General features: G+C 59.0%; 16 protein-coding genes. 6 read left to right on the top strand and 10 right to left on the bottom strand.

Annotated features, from left to right (window positions below):
- Positions 1 to 69 precede the first annotated feature (69 nt).
- The 5 genes from serS to lrp form a co-directional block, all read right to left on the bottom strand.
- A complete protein-coding gene (serS, locus tag L2I46_RS13095) occupies positions 70 to 1,362 on the bottom strand; it encodes a serine--tRNA ligase (protein WP_004201371.1) in 1,293 nt (430 codons plus the stop codon).
- A gap of 91 nt (positions 1,363 to 1,453) precedes the next feature.
- A complete protein-coding gene (rarA, locus tag L2I46_RS13090; RefSeq protein ID WP_032455263.1) occupies positions 1,454 to 2,797 on the bottom strand; it encodes a replication-associated recombination protein RarA in 1,344 nt (447 codons plus the stop codon).
- An 8-nt stretch (positions 2,798 to 2,805) separates the two neighbouring features.
- Positions 2,806 to 3,417 carry an outer membrane lipoprotein chaperone LolA gene (gene lolA, locus L2I46_RS13085; protein ID WP_004201368.1) on the bottom strand — a complete coding sequence of 204 codons (612 nt, stop codon included), beginning with the start codon at positions 3,415 to 3,417 and terminating at the stop codon, positions 2,806 to 2,808.
- Positions 3,418 to 3,539: 122 nt separating this feature from the next.
- Positions 3,540 to 7,820, bottom strand: a complete 4,281-nt coding sequence (ftsK, locus tag L2I46_RS13080; RefSeq protein ID WP_236947921.1) for a DNA translocase FtsK — start codon at positions 7,818 to 7,820, stop codon at positions 3,540 to 3,542.
- Positions 7,821 to 7,955: 135 nt separating this feature from the next.
- Positions 7,956 to 8,450 carry a leucine-responsive transcriptional regulator Lrp gene (gene lrp / locus L2I46_RS13075; protein ID WP_000228469.1) on the bottom strand — a complete coding sequence of 165 codons (495 nt, stop codon included), beginning with the start codon at positions 8,448 to 8,450 and terminating at the stop codon, positions 7,956 to 7,958.
- Between the two features lie 532 nt (positions 8,451 to 8,982).
- Here lrp and trxB point away from each other — a divergent pair.
- The 5 genes from trxB (at position 8,983) to infA (ending at position 14,867) form a co-directional block, all read left to right on the top strand.
- Complete coding sequence (gene trxB / locus L2I46_RS13070; protein ID WP_002898019.1) at positions 8,983 to 9,951, top strand: thioredoxin-disulfide reductase; 969 nt, start codon at positions 8,983 to 8,985, stop codon at positions 9,949 to 9,951.
- A gap of 114 nt (positions 9,952 to 10,065) precedes the next feature.
- The gene (cydD, locus tag L2I46_RS13065) at positions 10,066 to 11,832 is read left to right on the top strand and encodes a heme ABC transporter permease/ATP-binding protein CydD (RefSeq protein ID WP_023289008.1); all 1,767 of its coding nucleotides are present in this window, start codon (positions 10,066 to 10,068) and stop codon (positions 11,830 to 11,832) included.
- Positions 11,833 to 13,554, top strand: coding sequence for a heme ABC transporter ATP-binding protein/permease CydC (gene cydC / locus L2I46_RS13060; RefSeq protein ID WP_023289007.1), 1,722 nt, complete (start codon positions 11,833 to 11,835; stop codon positions 13,552 to 13,554).
- A gap of 39 nt (positions 13,555 to 13,593) precedes the next feature.
- The gene (gene aat / locus L2I46_RS13055; protein WP_023289006.1) at positions 13,594 to 14,295 is read left to right on the top strand and encodes a leucyl/phenylalanyl-tRNA--protein transferase; all 702 of its coding nucleotides are present in this window, start codon (positions 13,594 to 13,596) and stop codon (positions 14,293 to 14,295) included.
- A gap of 353 nt (positions 14,296 to 14,648) precedes the next feature.
- The gene (gene infA / locus L2I46_RS13050; RefSeq protein WP_001040187.1) at positions 14,649 to 14,867 is read left to right on the top strand and encodes a translation initiation factor IF-1; all 219 of its coding nucleotides are present in this window, start codon (positions 14,649 to 14,651) and stop codon (positions 14,865 to 14,867) included.
- Positions 14,868 to 14,989: 122 nt separating this feature from the next.
- On the opposite strand, the gene clpA is transcribed toward infA, so the two are convergent.
- A complete protein-coding gene (gene clpA, locus L2I46_RS13045) occupies positions 14,990 to 17,269 on the bottom strand; it encodes an ATP-dependent Clp protease ATP-binding subunit ClpA (RefSeq protein ID WP_236947920.1) in 2,280 nt (759 codons plus the stop codon).
- A gap of 30 nt (positions 17,270 to 17,299) precedes the next feature.
- Entirely contained in the window at positions 17,300 to 17,617 is a 318-nt protein-coding gene (clpS, locus tag L2I46_RS13040) for an ATP-dependent Clp protease adapter ClpS (RefSeq protein ID WP_002896520.1), read from the bottom strand.
- Positions 17,618 to 17,942: 325 nt separating this feature from the next.
- On the opposite strand from clpS, the gene cspD reads away from it, so the two are divergent.
- Positions 17,943 to 18,164 (top strand): cold shock-like protein CspD, encoded by a 222-nt coding sequence (cspD, locus tag L2I46_RS13035; RefSeq protein WP_002896516.1) that lies wholly within the window; start codon positions 17,943 to 17,945, stop codon positions 18,162 to 18,164.
- 76 nt (positions 18,165 to 18,240) lie between these two features.
- On the opposite strand, the gene macB is transcribed toward cspD, so the two are convergent.
- The 3 genes from macB to L2I46_RS13020 form a co-directional block, all read right to left on the bottom strand.
- Entirely contained in the window at positions 18,241 to 20,181 is a 1,941-nt protein-coding gene (gene macB / locus L2I46_RS13030) for a macrolide ABC transporter ATP-binding protein/permease MacB (RefSeq protein WP_023289005.1), read from the bottom strand.
- Positions 20,178 to 21,293, bottom strand: a complete 1,116-nt coding sequence (gene macA / locus L2I46_RS13025) for a macrolide transporter subunit MacA (RefSeq protein ID WP_023289004.1) — start codon at positions 21,291 to 21,293, stop codon at positions 20,178 to 20,180. The genes macB and macA overlap by 4 nt, the downstream gene beginning before the upstream one ends.
- Before the next feature lie 146 nt (positions 21,294 to 21,439).
- Positions 21,440 to 23,098: an ATP-dependent endonuclease gene (locus L2I46_RS13020; protein ID WP_023289003.1), complete on the bottom strand. Its 1,659-nt coding sequence runs from the start codon at positions 23,096 to 23,098 to the stop codon at positions 21,440 to 21,442.
- Between the last annotated feature and the right edge of the window lie 7 nt (positions 23,099 to 23,105).

Below are 23,105 nucleotides of genomic sequence, written 5' to 3'. Positions count from 1 at the left end.
ATTATTGCCCGGTATCAATAAGGATGTAAAAAAAGCGCCCGCAGGCGCTTTTAAGGGAGAAGGTAAAAATTAACCGATATATTCGAGGCCGCGCATATACGGGCGCAGGATTTCCGGGATCTCGATACGGCCATCAGCCTGCTGATAGTTTTCCATCAGCGCCACCAGGGTACGACCGACCGCCAGGCCAGAACCATTCAGGGTATGAACGAGACGGGTCTTCTTGTCGGACTTGCTGCGGCAGCGAGCCTGCATACGACGCGCCTGGAAATCCCAGACGTTGGAGCAGGAAGAGATCTCACGGTAGGTGTTCTGCGCCGGGACCCACACTTCGAGGTCATAGGTTTTGCAGGCGCTGAAGCCCATATCGCCGGTGCACAGCGCGACCTTACGGTAAGGCAGGCCCAGCAGCTGCAGCACTTTCTCGGCGTGGCCAGTCATTTCTTCCAGCGCCGCCATCGAGTCTTCCGGACGGACAATCTGCACCATTTCAACTTTATCGAACTGGTGCATACGGATCAGACCGCGGGTGTCGCGACCATAAGAACCTGCTTCGGAACGGAAGCACGGCGTATGGGCGGTCATTTTTATCGGCAGATCGTCTTCATCGATAATTTCATCACGCACCAGGTTGGTCAGCGGCACTTCCGCCGTCGGGATCAGCGCGTAGTTGCTGCTGTCAGCTTCTTCTTCCAGCGGACGGGTATGGAACAGGTCGCCGGCAAATTTCGGCAGCTGACCGGTGCCATACAGGGTGTCCTGGTTAACCAGGTACGGGACATAGTTTTCGCTATAGCCATGCTGTTCAGTGTGCAGATCCAGCATGAACTGCGCCAGGGCGCGGTGCAGACGGGCCAGCTGGCCTTTCATCACCACGAAGCGCGAACCGGTGAGCTTAACGGCGGCGGCAAAATCCAGCCCCCCGTGCATTTCACCCAGCGTCACGTGATCGCGCACGTCGAAATCGAACTGGCGCGGCGTGCCCCAGCGGCTGACTTCAACGTTGTCGTTTTCGTCACGGCCAACCGGCACGTCATCGTGAGGAATATTCGGGATCGCCAGCGCGATATCGCGGATTTCCGCCAGCAGCGCTTCCAGCTCGGATTTTGCGGCATCCAGCTGTTCGCCGAGTTTGTTCACTTCCAGGCGTAATGGCTCGATGTCTTCCCCGCGCGCTTTCGCCTGGCCAATGGATTTCGATCGGGAGTTGCGCTCCGCCTGCAGGTTTTCCGTTTGCACCTGCAGAACTTTACGACGCTCTTCAAGCGCGCGAAGTTTATCTACATCCAGCTTAAAGCCCCGGCGTGCCAGTTTTTCTGCGACTGCGTCTGGCTCGGTACGCAGCAGATTGGGATCGAGCATGCTTATCCTGTGCTTATCGAATTAAAAAAAGAATAGTGGCCGCAGACTACGACCACGGAAATAGTGTAATAACCTTACCGCAACGCCTCAATTAGCGGTAGCGTTTTATCGGGCTATTTTGATCCTGTTCAGCGAGCCAGGCGAGCTTTTCGCCAATTTTGCCCTCAAGCCCCCGGTTTGTCGGGCGATAATAGCGCGTTTGCGCCATTTCCTGCGGGAAGTACTGCTCACCGGCGGCGTAGGCGTTAGGTTCGTCATGAGCGTAACGATACTCCTGCCCGTAGCCCATCTCTTTCATCAGCTTCGTCGGGGCATTGCGCAGATGCACCGGAACGTCATAGTCCGGACGGTCTCGCGCGTCGGCCAGCGCCGCTTTAAAGGCGGTGTAGACCGCATTGCTCTTCGGCGCGCAGGCCAGATAGACAATGGCCTGGGCAATCGCCCGTTCGCCTTCCGCCGGCCCGACGCGAGTAAAGCAGTCCCACGCCGAAATGGCCACCTGCATCGCCCGCGGGTCGGCGTTGCCGACGTCTTCCGAGGCAATCGCCAGACAACGGCGGGCAACGTACAGCGGATCGCCCCCGGCGGTGATGATCCGCGCGTACCAGTAGAGCGCCGCGTCCGGCGCGCTCCCGCGCACTGACTTATGCAGGGCGGAAATCAAATCGTAGAAACGGTCGCCTTTATTATCAAAGCGCGCGCTGCGCTCGCCGGCGATCTCGGTCAGCAGTTCCGCCTTCAGCACCCGCTTGCCCGCATCATCGCTCTCGGCCATATCGGCCATCATTTCCAGGGTATTCAGCGCCCGCCGCGCATCGCCGTTCACCAGTTCGGCGATGGCCCTGCGGGTCTCATCCGGCAAAACGATATCCTGGCCGCCGTAGCCGCGGGTTTTATCGTGCATCGCCTGGTCAAGCACCTGCTCGATATCGTCGGTGGTGAGCGATTTCAGTAAGTAGACGCGGGCGCGGGAGAGTAGCGCCGAGTTAAGCTCAAAGGAGGGATTTTCGGTGGTCGCGCCAATAAAGGTGATGGTGCCATCTTCAATATGCGGCAGAAAGGCATCCTGCTGGCTTTTATTGAAGCGATGCACTTCGTCAACAAACAGAATCGTTCGTCGGCCGGCGTTGCGATTCTGCCGCGCGCGCTCAATGGCCTCGCGGATCTCTTTCACCCCGGAGGTCACCGCCGAGATCCGTTCGACATCGGCGCTGGCATAGCGGGCGATCACTTCCGCCAGGGTAGTCTTGCCGGTGCCCGGCGGCCCCCAGAGGATCATCGAATGCAGGTGCCCGGCTTCGATCGCCCGCGGCAGGGGTTTGCCCGGCGCCAGCAGGTGCTGCTGGCCAATATACTGCGCTAAATTTTCTGGCCGCATGCGAGCGGCCAGAGGTTGAAACGCGTTGTCGGAAAAATCGAGCGACAGATTGCTCACTTTCGCCTCTACTTACGTTGATCGTCCACCGTCACCCCTTTCGGCGGCGTAAAGGTGAACTTAGATGCGTCGACGGCGCCGTTCTGCTGCGATTTCAGCTGATAGCTGCTGCGCTGATCATCCTGCTCGACGGCGCTGAACTGATGGATGGTGCCGTCCCGACCGACGTTGATCGTGAACTGCTTCAGGTTGCCGCTGCCGCTTTTCGGCGTCAGCACAAAATCATCGCCGTTTTGTTTGATATTGTACTGCTGCCAGTCGCTGGACTGGTTGCGGGCAATCAGCATAAACGGCGTGTTGCTGGTGGCGTCTTTCAGCCAGGTCGCCGTGGCCTGCTCGACGAACGGGTTATAGAACCACAGGGTTTTACCATCCGAAACGAGGACGCTCTCATCCGGCTGGGTCATATGCCAGTTAAACAGATTCGGGCGTTTTACCCACAGGTCGCCCTGTCCGTCCTGCACGGCGTTGCCGCTGCCGTCGGTGACTTTTTGCGTGAAGCTGGCATGGAAGCTGCTCACTTTATCAAGACGGCTTTTTAAGTCACTGGCCGCATCTGCCCAGACCTGGCTGACGACCATACCAGACAGTAATGCACAGGTGATTGCGAGTTTTTTCATTGTTCTTCCTTAATGTGCGTCACTCCCGACGCGGGAGCCTCTTCTGCCCCTAATGTATGACCGCCGACGGCGGCGGGACAGAAGAATTGGCTGATTTTGCGCTTATTTACCCAACTTTGCACTCATTCAAAGGGCGGCGGCGCCAGTACTTCGCGGTTACCGTTATGGCCCTGCTCGCTGACAATGCCCTGCGCTTCCATCTGTTCGATAATACGCGCGGCACGGTTATAGCCGATGCGGAACTGGCGCTGCACCCCGGAAATCGACGCTTTACGCTTCTCGGTCACAAAGCTGACCGCCTGATCGAACAGCGGATCCAGCTCTTCACCACCGTCGAAGCCACCGCCGCCGCCTTCGCTTTCGCTGTCGGAGGTAATGCCGTCTACGTACTGCGGACGACCGCGGGCTTTCCAGTCCTGAACCACGGCGTGGACTTCCTGGTCGCGAACAAACGCCCCATGGACGCGCACCGGCGTGGTGGAGTTCGGCCCGGAGTAGAGCATGTCCCCCATCCCGAGCAGCGATTCCGCACCGCCCTGATCCAGAATGGTACGCGAGTCAATTTTGCTCGACACGGTAAAAGCGATGCGCGTCGGAATGTTGGCCTTAATCAGACCGGTAATGACATCCACCGACGGACGCTGCGTCGCCAGCACCAGGTGGATCCCCGCCGCACGCGCTTTCTGCGCCAGGCGAGCGATCAGCTCTTCCACCTTCTTACCGACGGTCATCATCAGGTCGGCGAATTCGTCCACCAGCACCACAATGTACGGCAGCTTTTCCAGTACCGGGTGCACGGCGTCCATACTGTCGCCAGGCTTCCAGTACGGATCCGGGATCGGACGACCCATGCGCGCCGCTTCTGCAATCTTCTCGTTATAGCCCGCCAGGTTACGCACGCCCAGCGCCGACATCAGCTTGTAGCGACGCTCCATCTCGTTGACGCTCCAGCGCAGCGCATTGGCGGCGTCTTTCATGTCGGTAACCACTTCCGTCAGCAGGTGCGGAATACCTTCGTAGACCGACAGCTCCAGCATTTTCGGGTCGATCATGATGAAACGCACATCTTCCGGCTGCGCCTTGTAGAGCATGCTGAGGATCATGGCGTTGACGCCGACCGACTTACCGGAACCGGTGGTACCGGCCACCAGCAGGTGCGGCATTTTCGCCAGATCGGCCACCACCGGATCGCCGGCGATGTCTTTACCCAGCACCACGGTCAGCGGCGACGGGTTATCACGGAACTTGCTGTTGTCGAGCACTTCACGCAGGTAGACGGTCTGGCGCTTTTTATTCGGCAGCTCAAGCCCGACATACGGTTTACCCGGGATCACCTCCACCACGCGCACGGCGACCGTGGACAGTGAACGCGCCAGATCCCGTGACAGGTTAGAGATTCGCGCCGCTTTGACGCCAGGCGCCAGATTCAGTTCGAAGCGGGTGATCACCGGCCCCGGCGAGTAGTTCACCACATCCGCTTTAATGCGGAAATCGGCGAGTCGCGCTTCCACCAGTCGAGCCATCTGCTCGAGAGCAAAGGTATCCACCGGCTCGACTTCACTGGGCGGCGGCGTAAGCAGATCCAGCGACGGCAGCGGCGTCGTCGGCTTTTGCAGCGGTCGACTATCGCCATTGCGCATCAGCAGCGGGTGGATCAGGCTCTCCTGCGGCGCAGGCGCGGCAGGCTGATGCCCCGGCGGGGTAACCGGCTGGTGCTGCGGCACGGACTGCGGCGCAGGCTGGTAAGGCTGCGGCGGTACTGGCTGATGGTGTACCGGCTGGTGCTGCGCAGGTTGATAACCCTGCTGCGGAGCGGCGGCCGGTTGTTGATAGTGCTGGGCTGGCTGCTGCGGCTGTACTTCCGGTGTCGGCGTAAACAGCGGCTCGCTCGGCCCCTCATTGACCAGGGTTTTCATCGGCGAGAATTCGTAATCCGCCGGCGAGAACGGATTGGCGCCCGGCGGCTGCTCGGAGGCGTAGCGCTGCTGCTGGGTGGCGGCAAACTGGCGCGCCAGCTCCGCTTCCGCCGCGGCGTCGGCATCATCGTCATCAGTCGCGTTATCGTCTTCCCAGCGATGGCCATAGCGCTGCTGTTGAGTGGCGGCGAACTGGCGAGCCAGTTCATCCTGCTCCATAGCATCCGCTTCCTCATCCGAGAGTAGCCCATCATCATAATGGGGGTCTCGCTCTGCCTGCCGCGCGCGCTGTTCTGCTTCCCGCTGCGACGGTAGCTTGATGCCGTAGGAGGCCAGTTCCCGACGCGTCGGTACGCGAACGCGATTAGGCCGCGGTAGTTTTGGACCAATGCCCTCTTTCACCTGTACCCGCGGTCCGCTGGAGGCCGGGCTGAACAATGGCGCCGTCGCTGCGGACGCGGCGGTCGCCGTCGTCGCGGCCGCTGAGCCGCCGCTGGCAGCCGTTGCCTGATGCACCCCGGCCGCCACCGCAGAAACCACGGTTGACTCCACGGGCGGTTTGGCCGGGGCGGCTGGCGGCGTCAGCGGTTTGGTGGCGATCGGGCTTTCCGGCTCCGGAATAGGCTGATACCAGGAAGCCAGCAGCTCGCGTTCGCGCGCCCGCTTCTCTTCCACTTCCTCGAAGTAATAGAGCGGCGGACGTTTCACTTCTTCCTGCACGGCCTCAGGCTCTGGCTGCGCGGCAGGTACCGGCGCGGGCTCAGGCTGATACGCCTGCGGCGCGGGCTGGCCGGCATGCGGATCGTAACTCGGCTGCTGATAAGGCGCAGTCTCGGGTTGATACCCCTGCGGCGCGGTCTGGCCGGCATACGGATCGTAAACCGGCTGCTGATACTGTGCAGGCTCGGGTTGATACCCCTGCGGCGCGGGCTGACCGGCATGCGGATCGTAAACCGGCTGCTGATACTGTGCAGGCTCGGATTGATGCCCCTGCGGCGGAGGCTGTTGTCCGGCATATGGATCGTAAACCGGCTGCTGATACTGTGCAGGCTCGGGTTGATATCCCTGCGGCGCAGGCTGTTGCCCGGCATATGGATCGTAAACCGGCTGCTGATACTGTGCAGGCTCTGGTTGATACCCCTGCGGCGCAGGCTGTTGTCCGGCATATGGATCGTAAACCGGCTGCTGGTGCGGCGCATGCTCGGGTTGATACCCCTGCGGCGCAGGCTGTTGTCCGGCATGCGGATCGTAAACCGGCTGTTGATACTGCGCCGGCTCTGGCTGATACGCCTGCGGCGCGGGTTGCCCCGCTGGCGGCTGATAAGCAGCCTGCTGGAACGGGGCGGGTTCAGGCTGATAGGCCTGCTGCGGCGGATAGCTGGCTTCTGGCTGATAAGCCGGCGCAGCGCCCTGATGGCCCGCCGTCGACTCGCCCCACGCCTGCGGCGCGGCAGTGGCCGCCGCCGCTGCGCCCACCGGCTCAGCGATACTGTGGCCGTTCAGCAACGGATCGTAAGGGTCGAAATCGCCCGGGCGCGCGGCGCTGGCACCGGAAAATAGCACATCATTCTCTGCGGGACGCGCGGCGCTGGCGCCGGAAAACAGTACATCGTCGGCGGCGACAGGCGCACCGCTGGCGCTGTACTGCACGGCCTCTTCCCCGTCGTCCATCCGTTTGCCGGAGAAAAGCGCCGCGTCGGTTTTACGCCCCATAGGGTTGGTAAACTTCTCGGCCAGACGTTTACGCCGCGCCAGCGCGCTGCGCAAGATACGGGCCCGACGCGACTCCTGGGGGGTTGCCGCCTCTTCGTCGTCGTACTCTTCATCGTCGTCTTCGTATTCGCCTTCATCGACCCAGGTATCATCCCGACGGGTGCGGTTGCTGGCAAAGGTGAGTACGGACAGGATGCCGCCGCCCAGTTTTTCCGCAATGCTGACCCACGACCAGCCGGTAAACAGCGTCAGGCCGGCCGCCCAGATGCACAACAGAGCGATGGTGCCGCCGCTGCTGTGCAGCAGCGGTTGCAGGGTGGTGCTCAGCAGGCTGCCAATCACCCCGCCAGAGGCGAAGTACCAGATATCATCGGCGTTAATCGCCGCCAGACCGCAGGAGGTCAGGATCAGGGCTAACGCACCGATGAGACGCAGAGAAACGGCGAAATAATCAATGTATTCGTCGTTTTCCTGATGCCGCCAGGCAAACCAGCATCCGCCGATGATGATCACCGGGATGGTATAGGCCATGACGCCAAAAATGAAAAACAGGGTATCGGCAAGCCACGCGCCGGGGGCGCCGCCTAAATTATGAATAGGCTCATGCCATGCCGTTTGCGACCAGCTTGGGTCCGAGGGGTTAAAGCTCAGTAATGCCGCCATCAGCCAGATGGCGAAGAGGGAGCAAAGGATGAGCATCGCCTCAAGGAGTCGGCGCCCGCTGCTGAGTTTGGTAAGTTTGACTTCTTTGTCTTCGGTGTATTCCTGGCTCAAGAAAGGCTCTCCAGGTATCAGGCTGTTTCCTGCCTGCTGCTAAAACGGACAACAGCGCCGGGTCTCCCCGGCACTGTTGCTGTATGGATTAACAGGAGTGTAATCAAACTACGTCGAGTTTGCACCTGTTCCGTGTTAGCGCGTCTTAATAACCAGACGATTACTTTGCTTGACTTCTTCCATTACCACATAGGTACGGGTGTCGTTAACGCCCGGCAGGCGCAGCAAGGTCTCGCCCAGTAATTTACGATACGCTGACATATCCGGTACGCGGGTTTTCAACAGATAGTCGAAATCACCGGAAACCAGATGACACTCTTGAATTTCTTCAAGTTTTTGCACTGCGGCGTTAAATTGCTCAAACACATCCGGTGCGCCACGATTCAGAGTAATCTCAACAAATACCAGAAGTGATGCATCCAGATAATGCGGGTTGAGCAGCGCCGTATAGCCCTGAATAAAACCCTGTCTTTCAAGACGACGCACACGCTCAAGGCAAGGCGTCGGAGAAAGTCCCACCCGTTTAGAAAGCTCGACGTTAGAAATTCGCCCATCTTTTTGCAATTCATTCAGGATGTTACGATCAATGCGGTCGAGATCTTTGCCAGGGCGCTTCTTGCTATCTACCATTATTATTGTCTCTCTGTATTCCTTCCCTACTCCTGTTCCGGCTCTGTGCCTTCACTGCCAGAGCCCATCCTGTTATTACCCGTACGACATTAGGTAACCCAGGGGTACGTGAGAAGCCCGTTGCCTGACGGCAGTCACCGATATCACGCATGGCGTCTGTCCACACCATGCGTAGATTTCGTTAACCCGGATAAAAATGGCATTTGCGTGCATGAAAATTCGCCGCACGCCAAATACTGCTTTTCTTCTTCCTTGAATGTTTTCGCAAAAGCACAGGGGATTGTCAAAGCAAAACATCGATTTTTAGTACAAGATGCCAGATATTCATCATCCACCCTGGTTGATTCTCATTTTTTCGTCTTATAATTGTCCCGCCAACAGTAGAAATAGTTATATTCCTTGCCGGGAAAATCGCCAATTCATCGGCCGCTTCTATTGCACACATCGTTAACAAAATCGCTGCGCTCTTTTTTTACGACAACAAATTCCCTACAATCCCAGCCCAATGTATGCCAATTATTATGGGGATCTCATGGGCACAGCCAAACACAGTAAACTGCTTATTCTTGGTTCTGGACCTGCGGGATACACCGCGGCGGTCTATGCCGCGCGCGCCAACCTGCAGCCGGTGCTGATCACCGGGATGGAAAAAGGCGGTCAGCTGACCACCACGACGGAAGTGGAAAACTGGCCAGGCGATCCGAACGATTTGACCGGTCCGCTGCTGATGGAGCGCATGCACGAGCATGCCGCGAAATTTGAAACCGAGATTATTTTCGACCATATCAGCCGCGTCGACCTGCAAAACCGGCCGTTCCGTCTGACCGGCGACAGCGGCGAATACACCTGTGACGCGCTGATTATCGCCACCGGCGCTTCAGCCCGTTACCTGGGTCTGCCTTCCGAAGAAGCCTTCAAGGGCCGCGGCGTTTCCGCGTGCGCCACCTGTGACGGATTCTTCTATCGCAACCAGAAAGTGGCGGTGATCGGCGGCGGCAACACCGCGGTTGAAGAGGCCCTGTATCTGTCGAACATCGCCTCTGAGGTACATCTGATCCACCGTCGCGATTCCTTCCGTGCGGAAAAAATCCTCATCAAACGCCTGATGGACAAAGTGGCAAGCGGCAACATCGTGCTGCATACCGATCGCACCCTCGAAGAGGTGACCGGCGACCAGATGGGCGTCAGCGGCCTGCGTCTGCGCGATACCAAAAACAGCGACAACGTCGAGTCCCTGGAAGTAGCCGGTCTGTTTGTCGCCATCGGCCACAGCCCGAACACCGCCATCTTTGAAGGTCAGCTGGAGCTGGAGAACGGCTACATCAAAGTGCAGTCCGGTATCCACGGCAACGCGACCCAGACCAGCATCCCGGGCGTGTTTGCCGCCGGCGATGTCATGGACCATATTTATCGTCAGGCTATCACCTCCGCCGGCACCGGCTGCATGGCGGCGCTGGACGCTGAACGTTACCTCGACGGTCTGGCTGACGCGTGCAAATAATCTTTACAAGTCAGTAACAAAGGTAAAGAAGGCGACGAAAAGTCGCCTTTATTTTTGCCGCGATGTAACATTGCCGTGCCCAATATTCCCATAACGACACCTGCTAAGCGCGCAATGAATAAAACCCGTCAACAAGAGTTAACCCGCTGGTTAAAACAGCAAAGCATTATCTCCCGTCGCTGGTTGATGATTTCCCGCCTCCTCGGCGTGGCGAGCGGTCTGCTGATCGTGGCGCAGGCCTGGTTCCTGGCGCGGATCCTGCACCGGATGGTGATGGAGAATATTCCTGCGACCGCCCTGCTGCTGCCGCTGACCCTGCTGGTGCTGACCTTTGTGCTGCGCGCCTGGGTGGTCTGGCTGCGTGAACGGGTCGGCTTTCAGGCCGGACAGCATATTCGCTATGAAATTCGCCGCCAGGTGCTCGACCGTCTCCAGCAGGCGGGCCCGGCGTGGATCCAGGGTAAACCGGCCGGCAGCTGGGCGACGCTTATCCTCGAGCAGATCGACGATATGCATGACTATTATGCCCGCTACCTGCCGCAGATGACGCTGGCGGCCTGCGTGCCGCTGCTGATCGTTATCACTATTTTCCCGATCAACTGGGCCGCCGCGCTGATCCTCCTCGGCACCGCGCCGCTGATCCCCCTGTTCATGGCCCTGGTTGGGATGGGCGCCGCCGATGCCAACCGGCGTAACTTCCAGGCGCTGGCCCGCCTCAGCGGCCACTTCCTCGACCGTCTGCGCGGCATGGAAACCTTGCGTATTTTTCACCGTGGTCAGGCCGAAACGGATAATATTCGCGACGCCTCGCAGGACTTTCGCCAACGCACCATGGAAGTCCTGCGCCTGGCGTTCCTCTCCTCCGGAGTACTGGAGTTTTTCACCTCGCTCTCCATTGCGCTGGTAGCGGTTTATTTCGGCTTCTCATACCTGGGCGAGCTTAACTTCGGCCACTATGGCGCGGGCGTCACGCTGATGGCGGGCTTCCTGACGCTGATCCTCGCCCCGGAGTTTTTCCAGCCATTACGCGACCTGGGCACCTTCTACCATGCCAAAGCCCAGGCCGTCGGCGCTGCGGACAGTCTGAAAACGTTTATGGAAACCCCGCTGACCCAGGTGGAGCGTGGCGAAAAAACCTTAAATGATAACGATCTGATTGGCGTGGAAGCGCGCGATCTGCTGATTAAATCCCCCGACGGGAAAGTCCTCGCCGGGCCGCTGAATTTTTCACTGCCTGCAGGCGCGCGGGTGGTGCTGGTGGGACAGAGCGGCTCAGGGAAAAGTTCCCTGCTGAACACCCTGCTCGGCTTTTTGCCCTATGAAGGTTCGCTGAAGGTCAACGGCGTGGAGCTGCGCGAGCTGGACGCCGATCGCTGGCGTCGCCTGTTAAGCTGGGTGGGGCAGAATCCCCAGCTTCCTGCCGCCACGCTGCGGGAAAATGTGCTGCTGGCGTGGCCGGAAGCCAGCGATGCCCAGCTTCGGCTGGCGCTGGACAAGGCCTGGGTGAGCGAGTTTATCGCTCTGCTGCCGGATGGGATCCATACCGCCGTGGGCGATCAGGCGGGCCGTCTGTCGGTCGGCCAGGCGCAGCGTATCGCGGTCGCCCGCGCGCTGTTGGTGCCGTGCCGCCTGCTGCTGCTGGATGAACCCGCCGCCAGCCTCGACGCCCATAGCGAACAACGGGTCATGCAGGCGTTGACCCACGCCTCCACCCAGCAAACCACGCTGCTGGTTACCCATCAGCTTGAGGGACTGGCGGACTGGGATGCCGTCTGGGTGATGCAGAACGGACAGATTATCGAACAAGGCGACTACGCCACGCTGGCCCGCGCCGGCGGGGTCTTCTCGGCGCTGTTGGCCCATCGTCAGGAGGAGATTTAAATGCGCGCGCTCTTACCCTATCTGGCACTGTATAAACGCCACAAATGGATGCTGCTGCTCGGCATCGTACTGGCTATTGTGACCCTGCTGGCCAGTATCGGCCTGCTGACGCTCTCCGGCTGGTTTCTCTCCGCCTCTGCGGTGGTGGGCGTCGCCGGGATCTACAGTTTTAACTATATGCTGCCCGCCGCGGGCGTCCGCGGCGCAGCGATTATCCGTACCGCCGGACGCTATTTCGAGCGTCTGGTCAGCCACGATGCCACCTTCCGCGTGCTGCAGCACCTGCGCGTCTTCACCTTCAGCAAACTGCTCCCCCTCTCTCCGGCGGGGCTGGCGCGCTTTCGCCAGGGGGAACTGCTCAACCGCGTAGTCGCCGACGTCGACACCCTGGATCATCTCTACCTGCGTGTCATTTCGCCGCTGGTCGGCGCGCTGGTGGTGATTGTGGTGGTGACCTGCGGATTAAGCCTGCTCGACGTTACCCTCGCGCTGACGCTCGGCGGCATCATGCTGGTGACCCTGCTGGTTATGCCGCCGCTGTTCTATCGCGCCGGTAAACCGGCCGGAGAGAGTATGACCCAGCTGCGCGGTCAGTATCGGCAACAGCTTACCGCCTGGCTGCAGGGCCAGGCGGAGCTGATGGTGTTTAACGCCAGCGACCGCTATCGCGCGCAAATGGAAAAAACCGAGCTCAGCTGGCAGGACGCGCAGCGTCGCCAGGCCGAGCTGACCGCGCTTTCACAGGCGCTAATGCTGTTAATTGGCGGAATCGCCGTGGTGGCCATGCTCTGGCTGGCCTCAGACGGCGTCGGCGGCAACAGTCAGCCCGGGGCGCTGATCGCCCTGTTCGTCTTCTGCGCCCTGGCGGCTTTCGAAGCCCTGGCGCCCGTCACCGGCGCTTTCCAGCATTTAGGTCAGGTGATCGCCTCCGCGCTGCGGATCTCGCAGATCACTGACCAGCAGCCGGAAGTCTCCTTCGTTGAGGGCGAGGCCAGCAGGCCTGCGCAGGTGGCCTTAACCTTCAGGCAGGTCACCTTCCGCTACCCGCAGCAGCCCTCCCCCGCCCTGGAGAACATCTCCCTGCAGATTGCCGCCGGGGAACATATCGCTATTCTTGGCCGAACCGGCTGCGGAAAGTCGACGCTGTTGCAGTTGCTCACCCGCGCATGGGATCCGGCGCAGGGAGAGATATTGCTCAACGACCAGCCGCTGTCCGGGCTGAGCGAAGCCACCCTGCGGCAGTCAATGAGCGTGGTGCCGCAGCGCGTGCATCTGTTCAGCGCCACCCTGCGCGACAACCTGCGGCTGGCGGCGCCTGAGGCTGATGATACACTGCTCTGCGCCACCCTTGAGAAGGTAGGCCTGGAAAAACTGCTGGAAGATGGCGGACTCAACGGCTGGCTGGGCGAAGGCGGACGCCAGCTTTCCGGCGGCGAACTGCGCCGGCTGGCCATCGCCCGCGCGCTGCTCCACGATGCGCCGCTGATGCTGCTGGATGAACCGACAGAAGGTCTGGATGCCGCCACCGAAAGCCAGATCCTGCATCTGCTGGCGGAAGTCATGCGCGAGAAAACCGTGCTGATGGTCACCCACCGCCTGCGAGGCCTGGCGCGTTTTAATCAGATAATAGTCATGGACAACGGCCAGATAATTGAGCAAGGTAGTCACGCGGAGCTGCTCGCTAAACAGGGCCGGTACTTCCAGTTTAAACAGCGTCTGTAGGCTATTATCTAATTTTTGCTGATGCGTATTGAGGTTAAAATGCGTCTGGTTCAGCTCTCCCGGCATTCTATCGCCTTCCCTTCTCCGGAAGGCGCCCTGCGTGAACCTAACGGCCTGCTGGCGCTCGGCGGCGATCTAAGCCCCGCGCGTCTGCTGATGGCCTATCAGCGTGGTATTTTTCCCTGGTTTTCCCCCGGCGACCCGATCCTCTGGTGGTCGCCCGATCCCCGGGCAGTGCTTTGGCCGGAACAGTTCCATCTCAGCCGCAGCATGAAGCGCTTTCATCAGCGCTCCCCCTACCGCGTCACGCTCAATCATGCCTTTGGCGAGGTGATTGAGGGCTGCGCCAGCGATCGTGACGAAGGCACCTGGATAACCAGCAGCATCGTTCGCGCCTATCACCAGCTGCATGAGCTGGGCCATGCCCACTCCATTGAAGTCTGGCAGGAAAATACCCTGGTGGGGGGAATGTACGGCGTGGCGCAGGGGGCGTTGTTTTGCGGCGAGTCGATGTTCAGCCGGGCGGAAAATGCCTCTAAAACCGCGCTGCTGGTATTTTGCCAGGACTTTGCGCAGAGCGGCGGTAAATTAATTGACTGTCAGGTGCTGAACAACCACACCGCGTCATTAGGCGCAGTGGATATTCCCCGCCGCGATTATCTGGACTATCTCTCGGTATTACGCGGCTACCGTCTACCCGAGCGATTTTGGGTACCACGGGTGCTATTTCCGGGCGGATAATAAAATGTTTTCAGCACATTTTGCGTCAGGATGGTATAATTGCGCGGTAGAGTAGCTTCTGCCTGTTGCCCCGCCGCCGTTTGGGAATAATAAGAGTCAGATAACGCCCATCGTTCTGTCACTCCCCTTTACGTTTGCGCCTGTCACGCGGCATGGCCGTGTGTGTCCCGGGCAATGCGCCAAAACTACTTCGGCGATTCATACCCGTCATATTTCCATTGCCGGCGTGCTGACTGCGCGCCTTGCGGTAAGGTGAATGATTCAGGGTAGACACGTAAAACTTTACTTACATGATGAACTTCGGCATTATCTTGCCGGTTCAAAACTACGGTAGTGATACCCCAGAGGACTAGATGGCCAAAGAAGACAATATTGAAATGCAGGGCACCGTACTTGAAACGTTGCCTAACACTATGTTCCGCGTAGAACTGGAAAACGGTCACGTGGTAACCGCGCATATCTCCGGTAAAATGCGTAAAAACTACATCCGCATTCTGACGGGCGACAAAGTGACTGTTGAGCTGACCCCGTACGACCTGAGCAAAGGCCGCATTGTCTTCCGTAGTCGCTGATTGTTTTCGCCACTAAGGCGTCAGATGCTGAAGGCCGGGATAATTCCCGGTCTTTTCATTTCTACCGCCAGCCAGCAAAAAAAAACCGGCCAATGGCCGGTTTTTACATGCAAGATATCGCCTTAGTGGGCGGCTTCCGGTTTGTGCTTCGGCGCGCTCTGGAAGTCGTAAGTCAGCGTATTTTTCACGCTGTCCAGAGAGACCGTCACCTGCCCCCCGTCGACCAGCGAGCCAAACAGCAGCTCGTTCGCCAGCGGTTTTTTCAGGTTGTCCTGAATGACGCGTCCCATCGGACGTGCCCCCATCGCCCGGTCGTAGCCTTTTTCCGCCAGCCAGTCGCGCGCTTCCTGGCTGACTTCCAGAGAGACGCCTTTCTGATCCAGCTGAACCTGCAGCTCGACGATAAACTTGTCGACAACCTGATAGATCACCGTGGTGGAGAGGTGATCGAACCAGATAATGTTGTCGAGACGGTTACGGAACTCCGGCGTAAAGATCTTCTTGATCTCATCCATTGCATCCGGACTGTTGTCCTGCTGGATAAGGCCAATCGATTTACGCTCGGTTTCCCGCACCCCGGCGTTGGTGGTCATCACCAGCACCACGTTGCGGAAGTCCGCTTTACGTCCGTTGTTATCGGTCAGCGTTCCGTTATCCATCACCTGCAGCAGCAGGTTGAACACGTCCGGATGCGCTTTTTCGATCTCATCGAGCAGCAGCACCGCGTGCGGATGTTTAATCACCGCATCGGTCAGCAGCCCGCCCTGATCGAAGCCGACGTAGCCCGGAGGCGCCCCGATTAAACGGCTGACGGTATGACGTTCCATATATTCGGACATATCAAAACGCAGCAGCTCAATACCCAGCGCCTTCGCCAGCTGCACGGTCACTTCGGTTTTCCCCACCCCGGTCGGCCCGGCGAACAGGAATGAACCCACCGGCTTGTGCTCATGGCCCAGCCCGGCGCGCGCCATTTTGATAGCTTCCGTCAGCGCCTCGATGGCCTTATCCTGACCAAAGACCAGCATTTTCAGTCGATCGCCAAGGTTTTTCAGCGTATCGCGATCGCTGCGGGAGACGCTCTTCTCAGGGATCCGCGCAATGCGCGCCACCACTGACTCGATATCCGCCACATTAACCGTTTTCTTACGCTTGCTGACCGGCATTAAGCGCGCCCGCGCCCCTGCCTCGTCAATCACGTCAATCGCCTTATCCGGCAGATGACGATCGTTAATGTATTTCACCGCCAGCTCAACCGCGGCACGCACCGCCTTGGCGGTATAACGCACATCGTGGTGCGCTTCGTACTTCGGCTTCAGGCCGTTGATAATCTGGACGGTCTCTTCCACCGACGGTTCGGTAATATCAATTTTCTGGAAACGGCGGGCCAGCGCACGATCTTTCTCAAAGATGTTGCTGAACTCCTGGTAAGTGGTGGAGCCAATCACCCGGATCTTGCCGCTGGAAAGCAGCGGTTTGATCAGGTTAGCCGCATCGACCTGACCGCCAGACGCCGCCCCCGCACCGATGATGGTGTGGATCTCATCAATGAAAAGGATGCTGTTGGTATCCTGCTCCAGCTGTTTGAGCAACGCTTTAAAGCGTTTTTCAAAATCGCCACGGTATTTCGTCCCGGCCAGCAGAGAACCAATATCGAGCGAGTAGATGGTGCAGTCAGCCATGACTTCCGGCACATCGCCCTGCACAATACGCCAGGCAAGGCCTTCGGCGATGGCGGTTTTACCGACGCCGGATTCCCCCACCAGCAGCGGGTTATTTTTACGCCGACGGCACAGAACCTGAATGGCGCGCTCCAGCTCTTTTTCACGGCCGATCAGGGGATCAATGCCGCCGACGCGAGCAAGCTGATTGAGGTTGGTGGTGAAGTTTTCCATACGTTCCTCCCCGCCGGCTTGCTCTTCATTGCCAGGCTGGCTTCCGCTGTTATCGGAAGACTGGCTCGGCTCGTCTTTGCGTGTACCATGAGAAATGAAGTTCACCACATCGAGTCGGCTCACTTCATGTTTACGCAGCAGGTAGGCGGCCTGCGACTCCTGCTCGCTGAAAATCGCCACCAGCACGTTGGCGCCGGTCACTTCGCTGCGGCCAGAAGATTGCACGTGGAAGACGGCGCGCTGCAGCACACGCTGGAAGCTCAGCGTCGGCTGGGTGTCGCGCTCTTCTTCCGTGGCTGGCAGGACGGGTGTGGTTTGTTCGATGAAGGCTTCAAGTTCCTGACGCAATGCCACCAGGTCCACTGAACACGCTTCCAGGGCCTCACGGGCCGAGGGGTTGCTTAGCAGAGCCAGCAGCAAGTGCTCGACGGTCATAAACTCATGACGGTGCTCGCGCGCTCTGGCGAAAGCCATATTTAAACTGAGTTCCAGTTCTTGATTGAGCATAGGCACCTCCCCCAATTTTCATGCCTGTATTCAGGCTTTTTCCAGCGTACACAGCAATGGATGCTCGTTCTCCCTCGCGTACTGATTCACCATAGCGACTTTGGTCTCCGCCACTTCCGCGGTAAACACGCCACAAATCGCCTTACCTTCATAGTGAACCGTGAGCATCAGTTGCGTTGCACGTTCAACATCATAAGAAAAGAATTTTTGTAACACGTCAATAACAAACTCCATTGGAGTGTAGTCATCATTGACCAATATCACTTTATACATAGATGGCGGTTTAATCGCATCACGAACTTCGTCGTCAACCAGGTGCTCGAAGTCCAGCCAATCTCTCTTACTCATCGTCAGTGTTCATCATCGGTTGCTGTTGCCAACAGGCGGAGGCCTGTCGATGACCAGAGGTTATGCTCATCACAAATCTACAACAGATCATAGATAACTATCATCTATCGCTTCTATCCGCGACGGCTGTCACATTCCCCGGCAATAGCGTTAACTGCTTCAAATTTTGACGCATTTTTCGCCGCTCCCCCTCCTCAATCGCTTGACGCGTTTTCGTATTTCTCTAAATTGTAGTGGCGAGAGTTGGCGAGCAATTGAACAACTCGTCACTCCACCACCGGTTCATTCCATCTTACTAATAAAGATTTACGAAGGATGTCGAAGTATGGAAATGGGTACTGTTAAGTGGTTCAACAATGCCAAAGGGTTCGGTTTTATCTGCCCTGAGGGCGGCGGCGAAGACATTTTCGCCCATTACTCCACCATCCAGATGGATGGTTACAGAACGCTAAAAGCCGGACAAGCCGTTCGGTTTGATGTTCACCAGGGGCCAAAAGGCAACCACGCCAGCGTGATCGTGCCTGTGGAAGCGGAAACGGCTGCATAACTCTTTTGCTTCATTGTGTACATCCTGCTAATAAAATGCCAGTCCTTCTGACTGGCATTTTTATTTCTCATCCCGACTACTCCCGCGCCAGGGCATCCACCGGATCGAGCCGCGCCGCATTGCGCGCCGGCAGCCACCCAAACAGCACCCCGGTTAACGTCGAACAGAGAAACGCTGTCACCAGCGCCAGCGGCGAAAAACCGATCTCCCAGCCGGGGAGAAACAGCTGCAGAATAAACGCAATCATCAGCGACAATGTCACCCCCAGCGCGCCGCCGACCAGGCAAACCAGCACCGCTTCGATGAGAAACTGCTGCAGCACATCGCTGGCCCGGGCGCCAACCGCCATGCGGATACCTATCTCACGCGTCCGTTCGGTCACCGACACCAGCATAATATTCATCACGCCAATCCCGCCGACCACCAGGGCGATCACCGCCACCAATGTGAGGAACAGCTGTAAGGTATGTGTGGTCCTTTCGGCGGTTTTCAAGATGCTGTCCATATTCCAGGTGAATACATCTTTTTTACCATGCCGCAGCTCCAGCAAACGCAGCAGCTGCTTTTCAGCGGTGTCGCTGTCATAGCCTTCATGAACGCGGACGGTGATCGAGTTCAGCCACGACTGGCCCATCACCCTTCCCGCCATGGTGGTGTAGGGCAACCAGACGCGGAGAATTTTACTGCTGCCGAACATCGACTGCTTTTCATCCGCAACGCCAATCACCGTGGCCGGCATATTGCCCACCAGAATCACCTCGCCCACCACTTTCGCTTTGTTGGGAAACAGCTGGCGACGGGTATTGCTGTCGAGCACCACCACCTGCGCCCGGCTGTTGAGCTGCAGCTCATTAAAGGTATTGCCCTCGCTAAAGGTCATGCCGTAAACATTAAAGTATTGCGGCCCCACCCCTTCCGCGCTGGCGGCTACGTCAATATTGTTGGCGCGCAGACGCAGGCTTTTTGACACCGCCGGCGTAGCGGAACGCACCCACGGCTGTTTCTGGATCGCCAGCAAGTCGTCATACTTCAGCGCCTGTTGATAACGCGGGTCGTCATCGCCAAAATCCTTGCCAGGGTAGACGTCAATGGTATTGGTGCCTATCGCGCGAATATCTGCCAGCACCATCTGTTTGGCGGCATCGCCCACCACGACGATCGACACCACCGAGGCAATCCCAATAATAATGCCGAGCATGGTCAGCAGGGTGCGCATTTTATTCGCCGCCATCGCCCGCCAGGCCATGACCAGCGCCTCGCGAAAGCCGCTGGTGAACTGACGCCACGCCGAGGGCTCCTCCTGCTGACGGGCGCGCAGCCCACCGCCCTGGCGGCTGGCGGAGGGGTTGCGGACGATTTCGCCATCGCGGATCTCGACGATCCGCTCCGCCTGAGCGGCGACCTGCGGATCGTGAGTGACAATGATGACCGTGTGCCCCTGCGCTTTCAGCTGGTGCAGGATCGCCATCACCTCTTCGCCGGAATGGCTGTCCAGCGCGCCGGTCGGCTCATCGGCGAGGATCACTTCCCCACCGTTCATCAGGGCGCGGGCGATACTGACCCGCTGCTGTTGGCCGCCGGACAGCTGCGACGGCTGATAGTCGGCGCGATCGCCAAGCCCCAGGCGCACCAGCAGCTCATGAGCGCGCGCCAGGCGCGCCCGCCGTTCACTGCCGGCATACACCGCCGGCACTTCGACGTTCTGCGCGGCGGTCAGATGCGACAGCAGGTGATAGCGTTGAAAGATAAAACCAAAGTGTTCCCGCCGAAGACGGGCCAGCGCATCGCCATCCAGCTGTGCAATATCGGTTCCCGCCACCCGATAGGTGCCGCTGGTGGGTTTATCAAGGCAGCCAAGGATGTTCATCAGCGTTGATTTACCCGAGCCGGAGGCGCCCACGATCGCCACCATCTCCCCGGCATGGATACTGAGGGTGATCCCCTTGAGGACCTCAACGCTGCCGTCGCCGGAAGGATAGCTGCGACGAATATCACGCAGCTCGAGCAGGGCCGTCATTTTGCCGCCCCGCTCGCGCTCTCGCCGACGATCACCTCATCCCCCTCTTCAAGTCCCTGTACCACCGCGACGTCGGTATCATTGCGCGCGCCAATGACAATCTCACGCTCTTTGACCTCGCCGGTACGCAACAGCCGGACGTGGTAGCGGTTATCACCGACCGCATCGCCCAGGGCGCTCAGCGGGATGGTGATCACGTTCTTTACCTCGGCCAGTTGAATATGCACCTGCGCGGTCATGTCGAGGCGCAGGATCCCCTGCGGGTTCGGGACCTCGAAGCGGGCATAATAGAAGATGGCGTCGTTGACTTTTTCCGGCGTCGGCAGAATGTCCTTCAGCTTGCCTTCATAGCGGGTTAACGGGTCGCCCAGCACGGTAAACCACGCCTTTTGCCCCGGTCTGAGATGGATGACATCCGCTTCGGAGACCTGCGCTTTAACCAGCATGGTGCTGAGGTCCGCCAGGGTCAGAATGTTCGGCGCCTGCTGGGCAGCGATCACCGTCTGTCCCTGAAGGGTGGTAATTTGCGTCACTTCGCCAGCCATCGGCGCCAGGATCCGCGTGTAGTCGAGGTTGGTCTTCGCGGTGTCGAGCGTCGCCTGGTTGCGCTTAATTTGCGCTTCAATGGTGCCGATTTGCGCCTGTTTCACCGCCAGGTCGGTGGCCGCGGTATCGAGGTCCTGTCGCGAGACCAGCTGGCGCTGCGCCAGCTGCTGCTGACGGGCCAGAGTCACCTGCGCCAGCTTACTCTCCGCGCGCGCCTGATTGAGCTGGGCGCGCAGTTCCATCAACGTCGCTTCCACCTCTTTGATCTGGTTTTGCGCCTGCTCAGGATCGATAACCCCCAGCAGTTGGTCCTTTTTGACCTTATCGCCGATATTCACGTGCAGCGTCTTCAGCTGTCCGCTGACCTGGGCGCCGACGTCAACTTTTCGCAGGGCATCCAGCTTGCCGGTAGCCAGCACGCTCTGCTGGAGGTCGCCTTTGCGCACCACCAGTGTTTGGTAGTGCGGCAGCGGCGCGTTGAGGATCCGCCATCCCCAGACAGCCAGACCCAGCACCACGATCGCCAACAGCCACCAGACGGTCCTGCGTTTTCCCTTCAATTTCATATTCCGATTCCTGCTGTTTCCCTGCCGATCCAGGCGGTGATTCTATCGAAACCCGTTGGCAACAGAACATCCCTTTTTCGCGCCAATGACGTTTTGTTTAGCTGCCGGAGAGCTTTGCGCCGCCGAGCCCCCCGACGGCGAAGAGATTAATCGGCGCGACCGCGGGCCAGCCACAGTACCCGCGAGAACATTTTTTTCAGCAGCGTCGGCACTGCGTCCACCCCACGGCGGCCGGCTTCCATTGCCACCTCAATCGCCAGGTCCGGCTTGGATGAACGATGAATGGCCTTGGTGATCACCCGCCGCATATTCATGGGCACATTATCCGGGATCTGCGCCACCCGGTGGTAAACGTCATCAAATCCCTGACGATACATAAAGTGTTCCATATCCAGCGCCGGCAGAGTGGTCAGATGGTCGCGCTCCAGCTCGCGATCGTTATTCAGCAGGCCGCGTACGGTCGCAGCATATTTTTTCCCTGCCTCATCGCCGTCCACCAGCACGTGCCACTGGATCCCCATCCGGCGGGCGAATTTGATCAACGGCTTCAGGCCCGACTGGGCGAATTCAATGACTTTCACCCCTTCAGCATCAAAATGATGGCCGCACTGGCGGGCCAGTTCGTTGATAACCCAGGTTTCCGTCTCCCCCTCCACCAGCAGCCAACAGCGGGCGAAGAGCGATGAGGCGCGATTGAAGCGGATATGAAAGGCAATGCGCCGACTCTCTTCGGCATTCATTCCGCCGGGCCCCAGCCGCCATGCCGACACCCGCGCCGATTCACGCACCAGCCGACACACCTGCTCCACCGGCGTCAGGGACAGCAGCTCTCCGGAGTTGGTGGTGGTCACCCGCTGCAACGGCAGCAAATTCAGCAGATGCCAGGCGACGGAGAGCATGATCGGATGCAGGCGGGTCTCGGGATCTTCAATCAACAGCAGCGGCCGCGCGTCGCGATCGAGGCGCACCGTCCCTTTCGCCTGCAGCAGGGTGGCGAACAGCCCCAGCAGGATCACCCGATGGCTGCGCCCGCCGGGCTTGTCGATCATCCGGTTGATAATATCCAGATAACGCCAGCTACGCTGTTCATCATGGGAACGCCGCCGCATCAGGCGATGTCGCGTCTGGGCGCTGCTTTGCTCGGCAAAATAATGCTCCAGCAGCTGCACCATGGCCGACAACCCCTCGCGGATCTGACCGTCGGATAAATTTTGCGGGTGGCTGACCAGTTCGCGGGACAGAAAATCCAGCTGGCGGGCGGTGATCTCTATCTGCGGCGAGTGCGGTACCGTTCCGTTATGAATGCGCCGCATAAAGCGCGCGTCGCGCAGACGCAGCACCGGCATCAAACGCACCAGGTGTCTGGCCAGCTCATCGATATCCTCCAGCGCCAGCGCTTCGCCTTCGCCATCGATAAAACTGCGCAGGGTCATCACGCTGTCGTCATCGGCGAGTTCGCCTTCCAGGCGGTAGAACACCCGGTGATACCCGTCATCACAGGGCACCCAACAGCGCTGAAGCGGACGGAAACGCCGCACCCGATGGCGTCCCGGCTCCGTTTCGCGGAAGGTCAGAATAATATGCAAATGGTGCTCGCGCCCCTGGATGTCGCCCGCGGGGAACCAAAAGTCATCGCGAACAAAGTGATAAAGATCGAACTCTGGCGACAAAAGCAGGGTCAGCGCATCAAGCAGACTGGACTTCCCCCACGCGTTCTCCCCGATCAGGACGTTATTTTGCTCGAGCATCAACGACAGACGATTGATACCGCGAAAACCGACGATTTCTACGCGCTCAAGAAGCATATCCCCT

This window comes from Klebsiella sp. 2019SCSN059, from assembly GCF_021739525.1.
In the GTDB taxonomy this organism is placed as follows: Bacteria; Pseudomonadota; Gammaproteobacteria; order Enterobacterales; family Enterobacteriaceae; genus Klebsiella; species Klebsiella quasipneumoniae.
The sequence above is the reverse complement of the archived record's forward strand: the minus strand, read 5'-3'. Positions and strand labels throughout refer to the sequence as shown.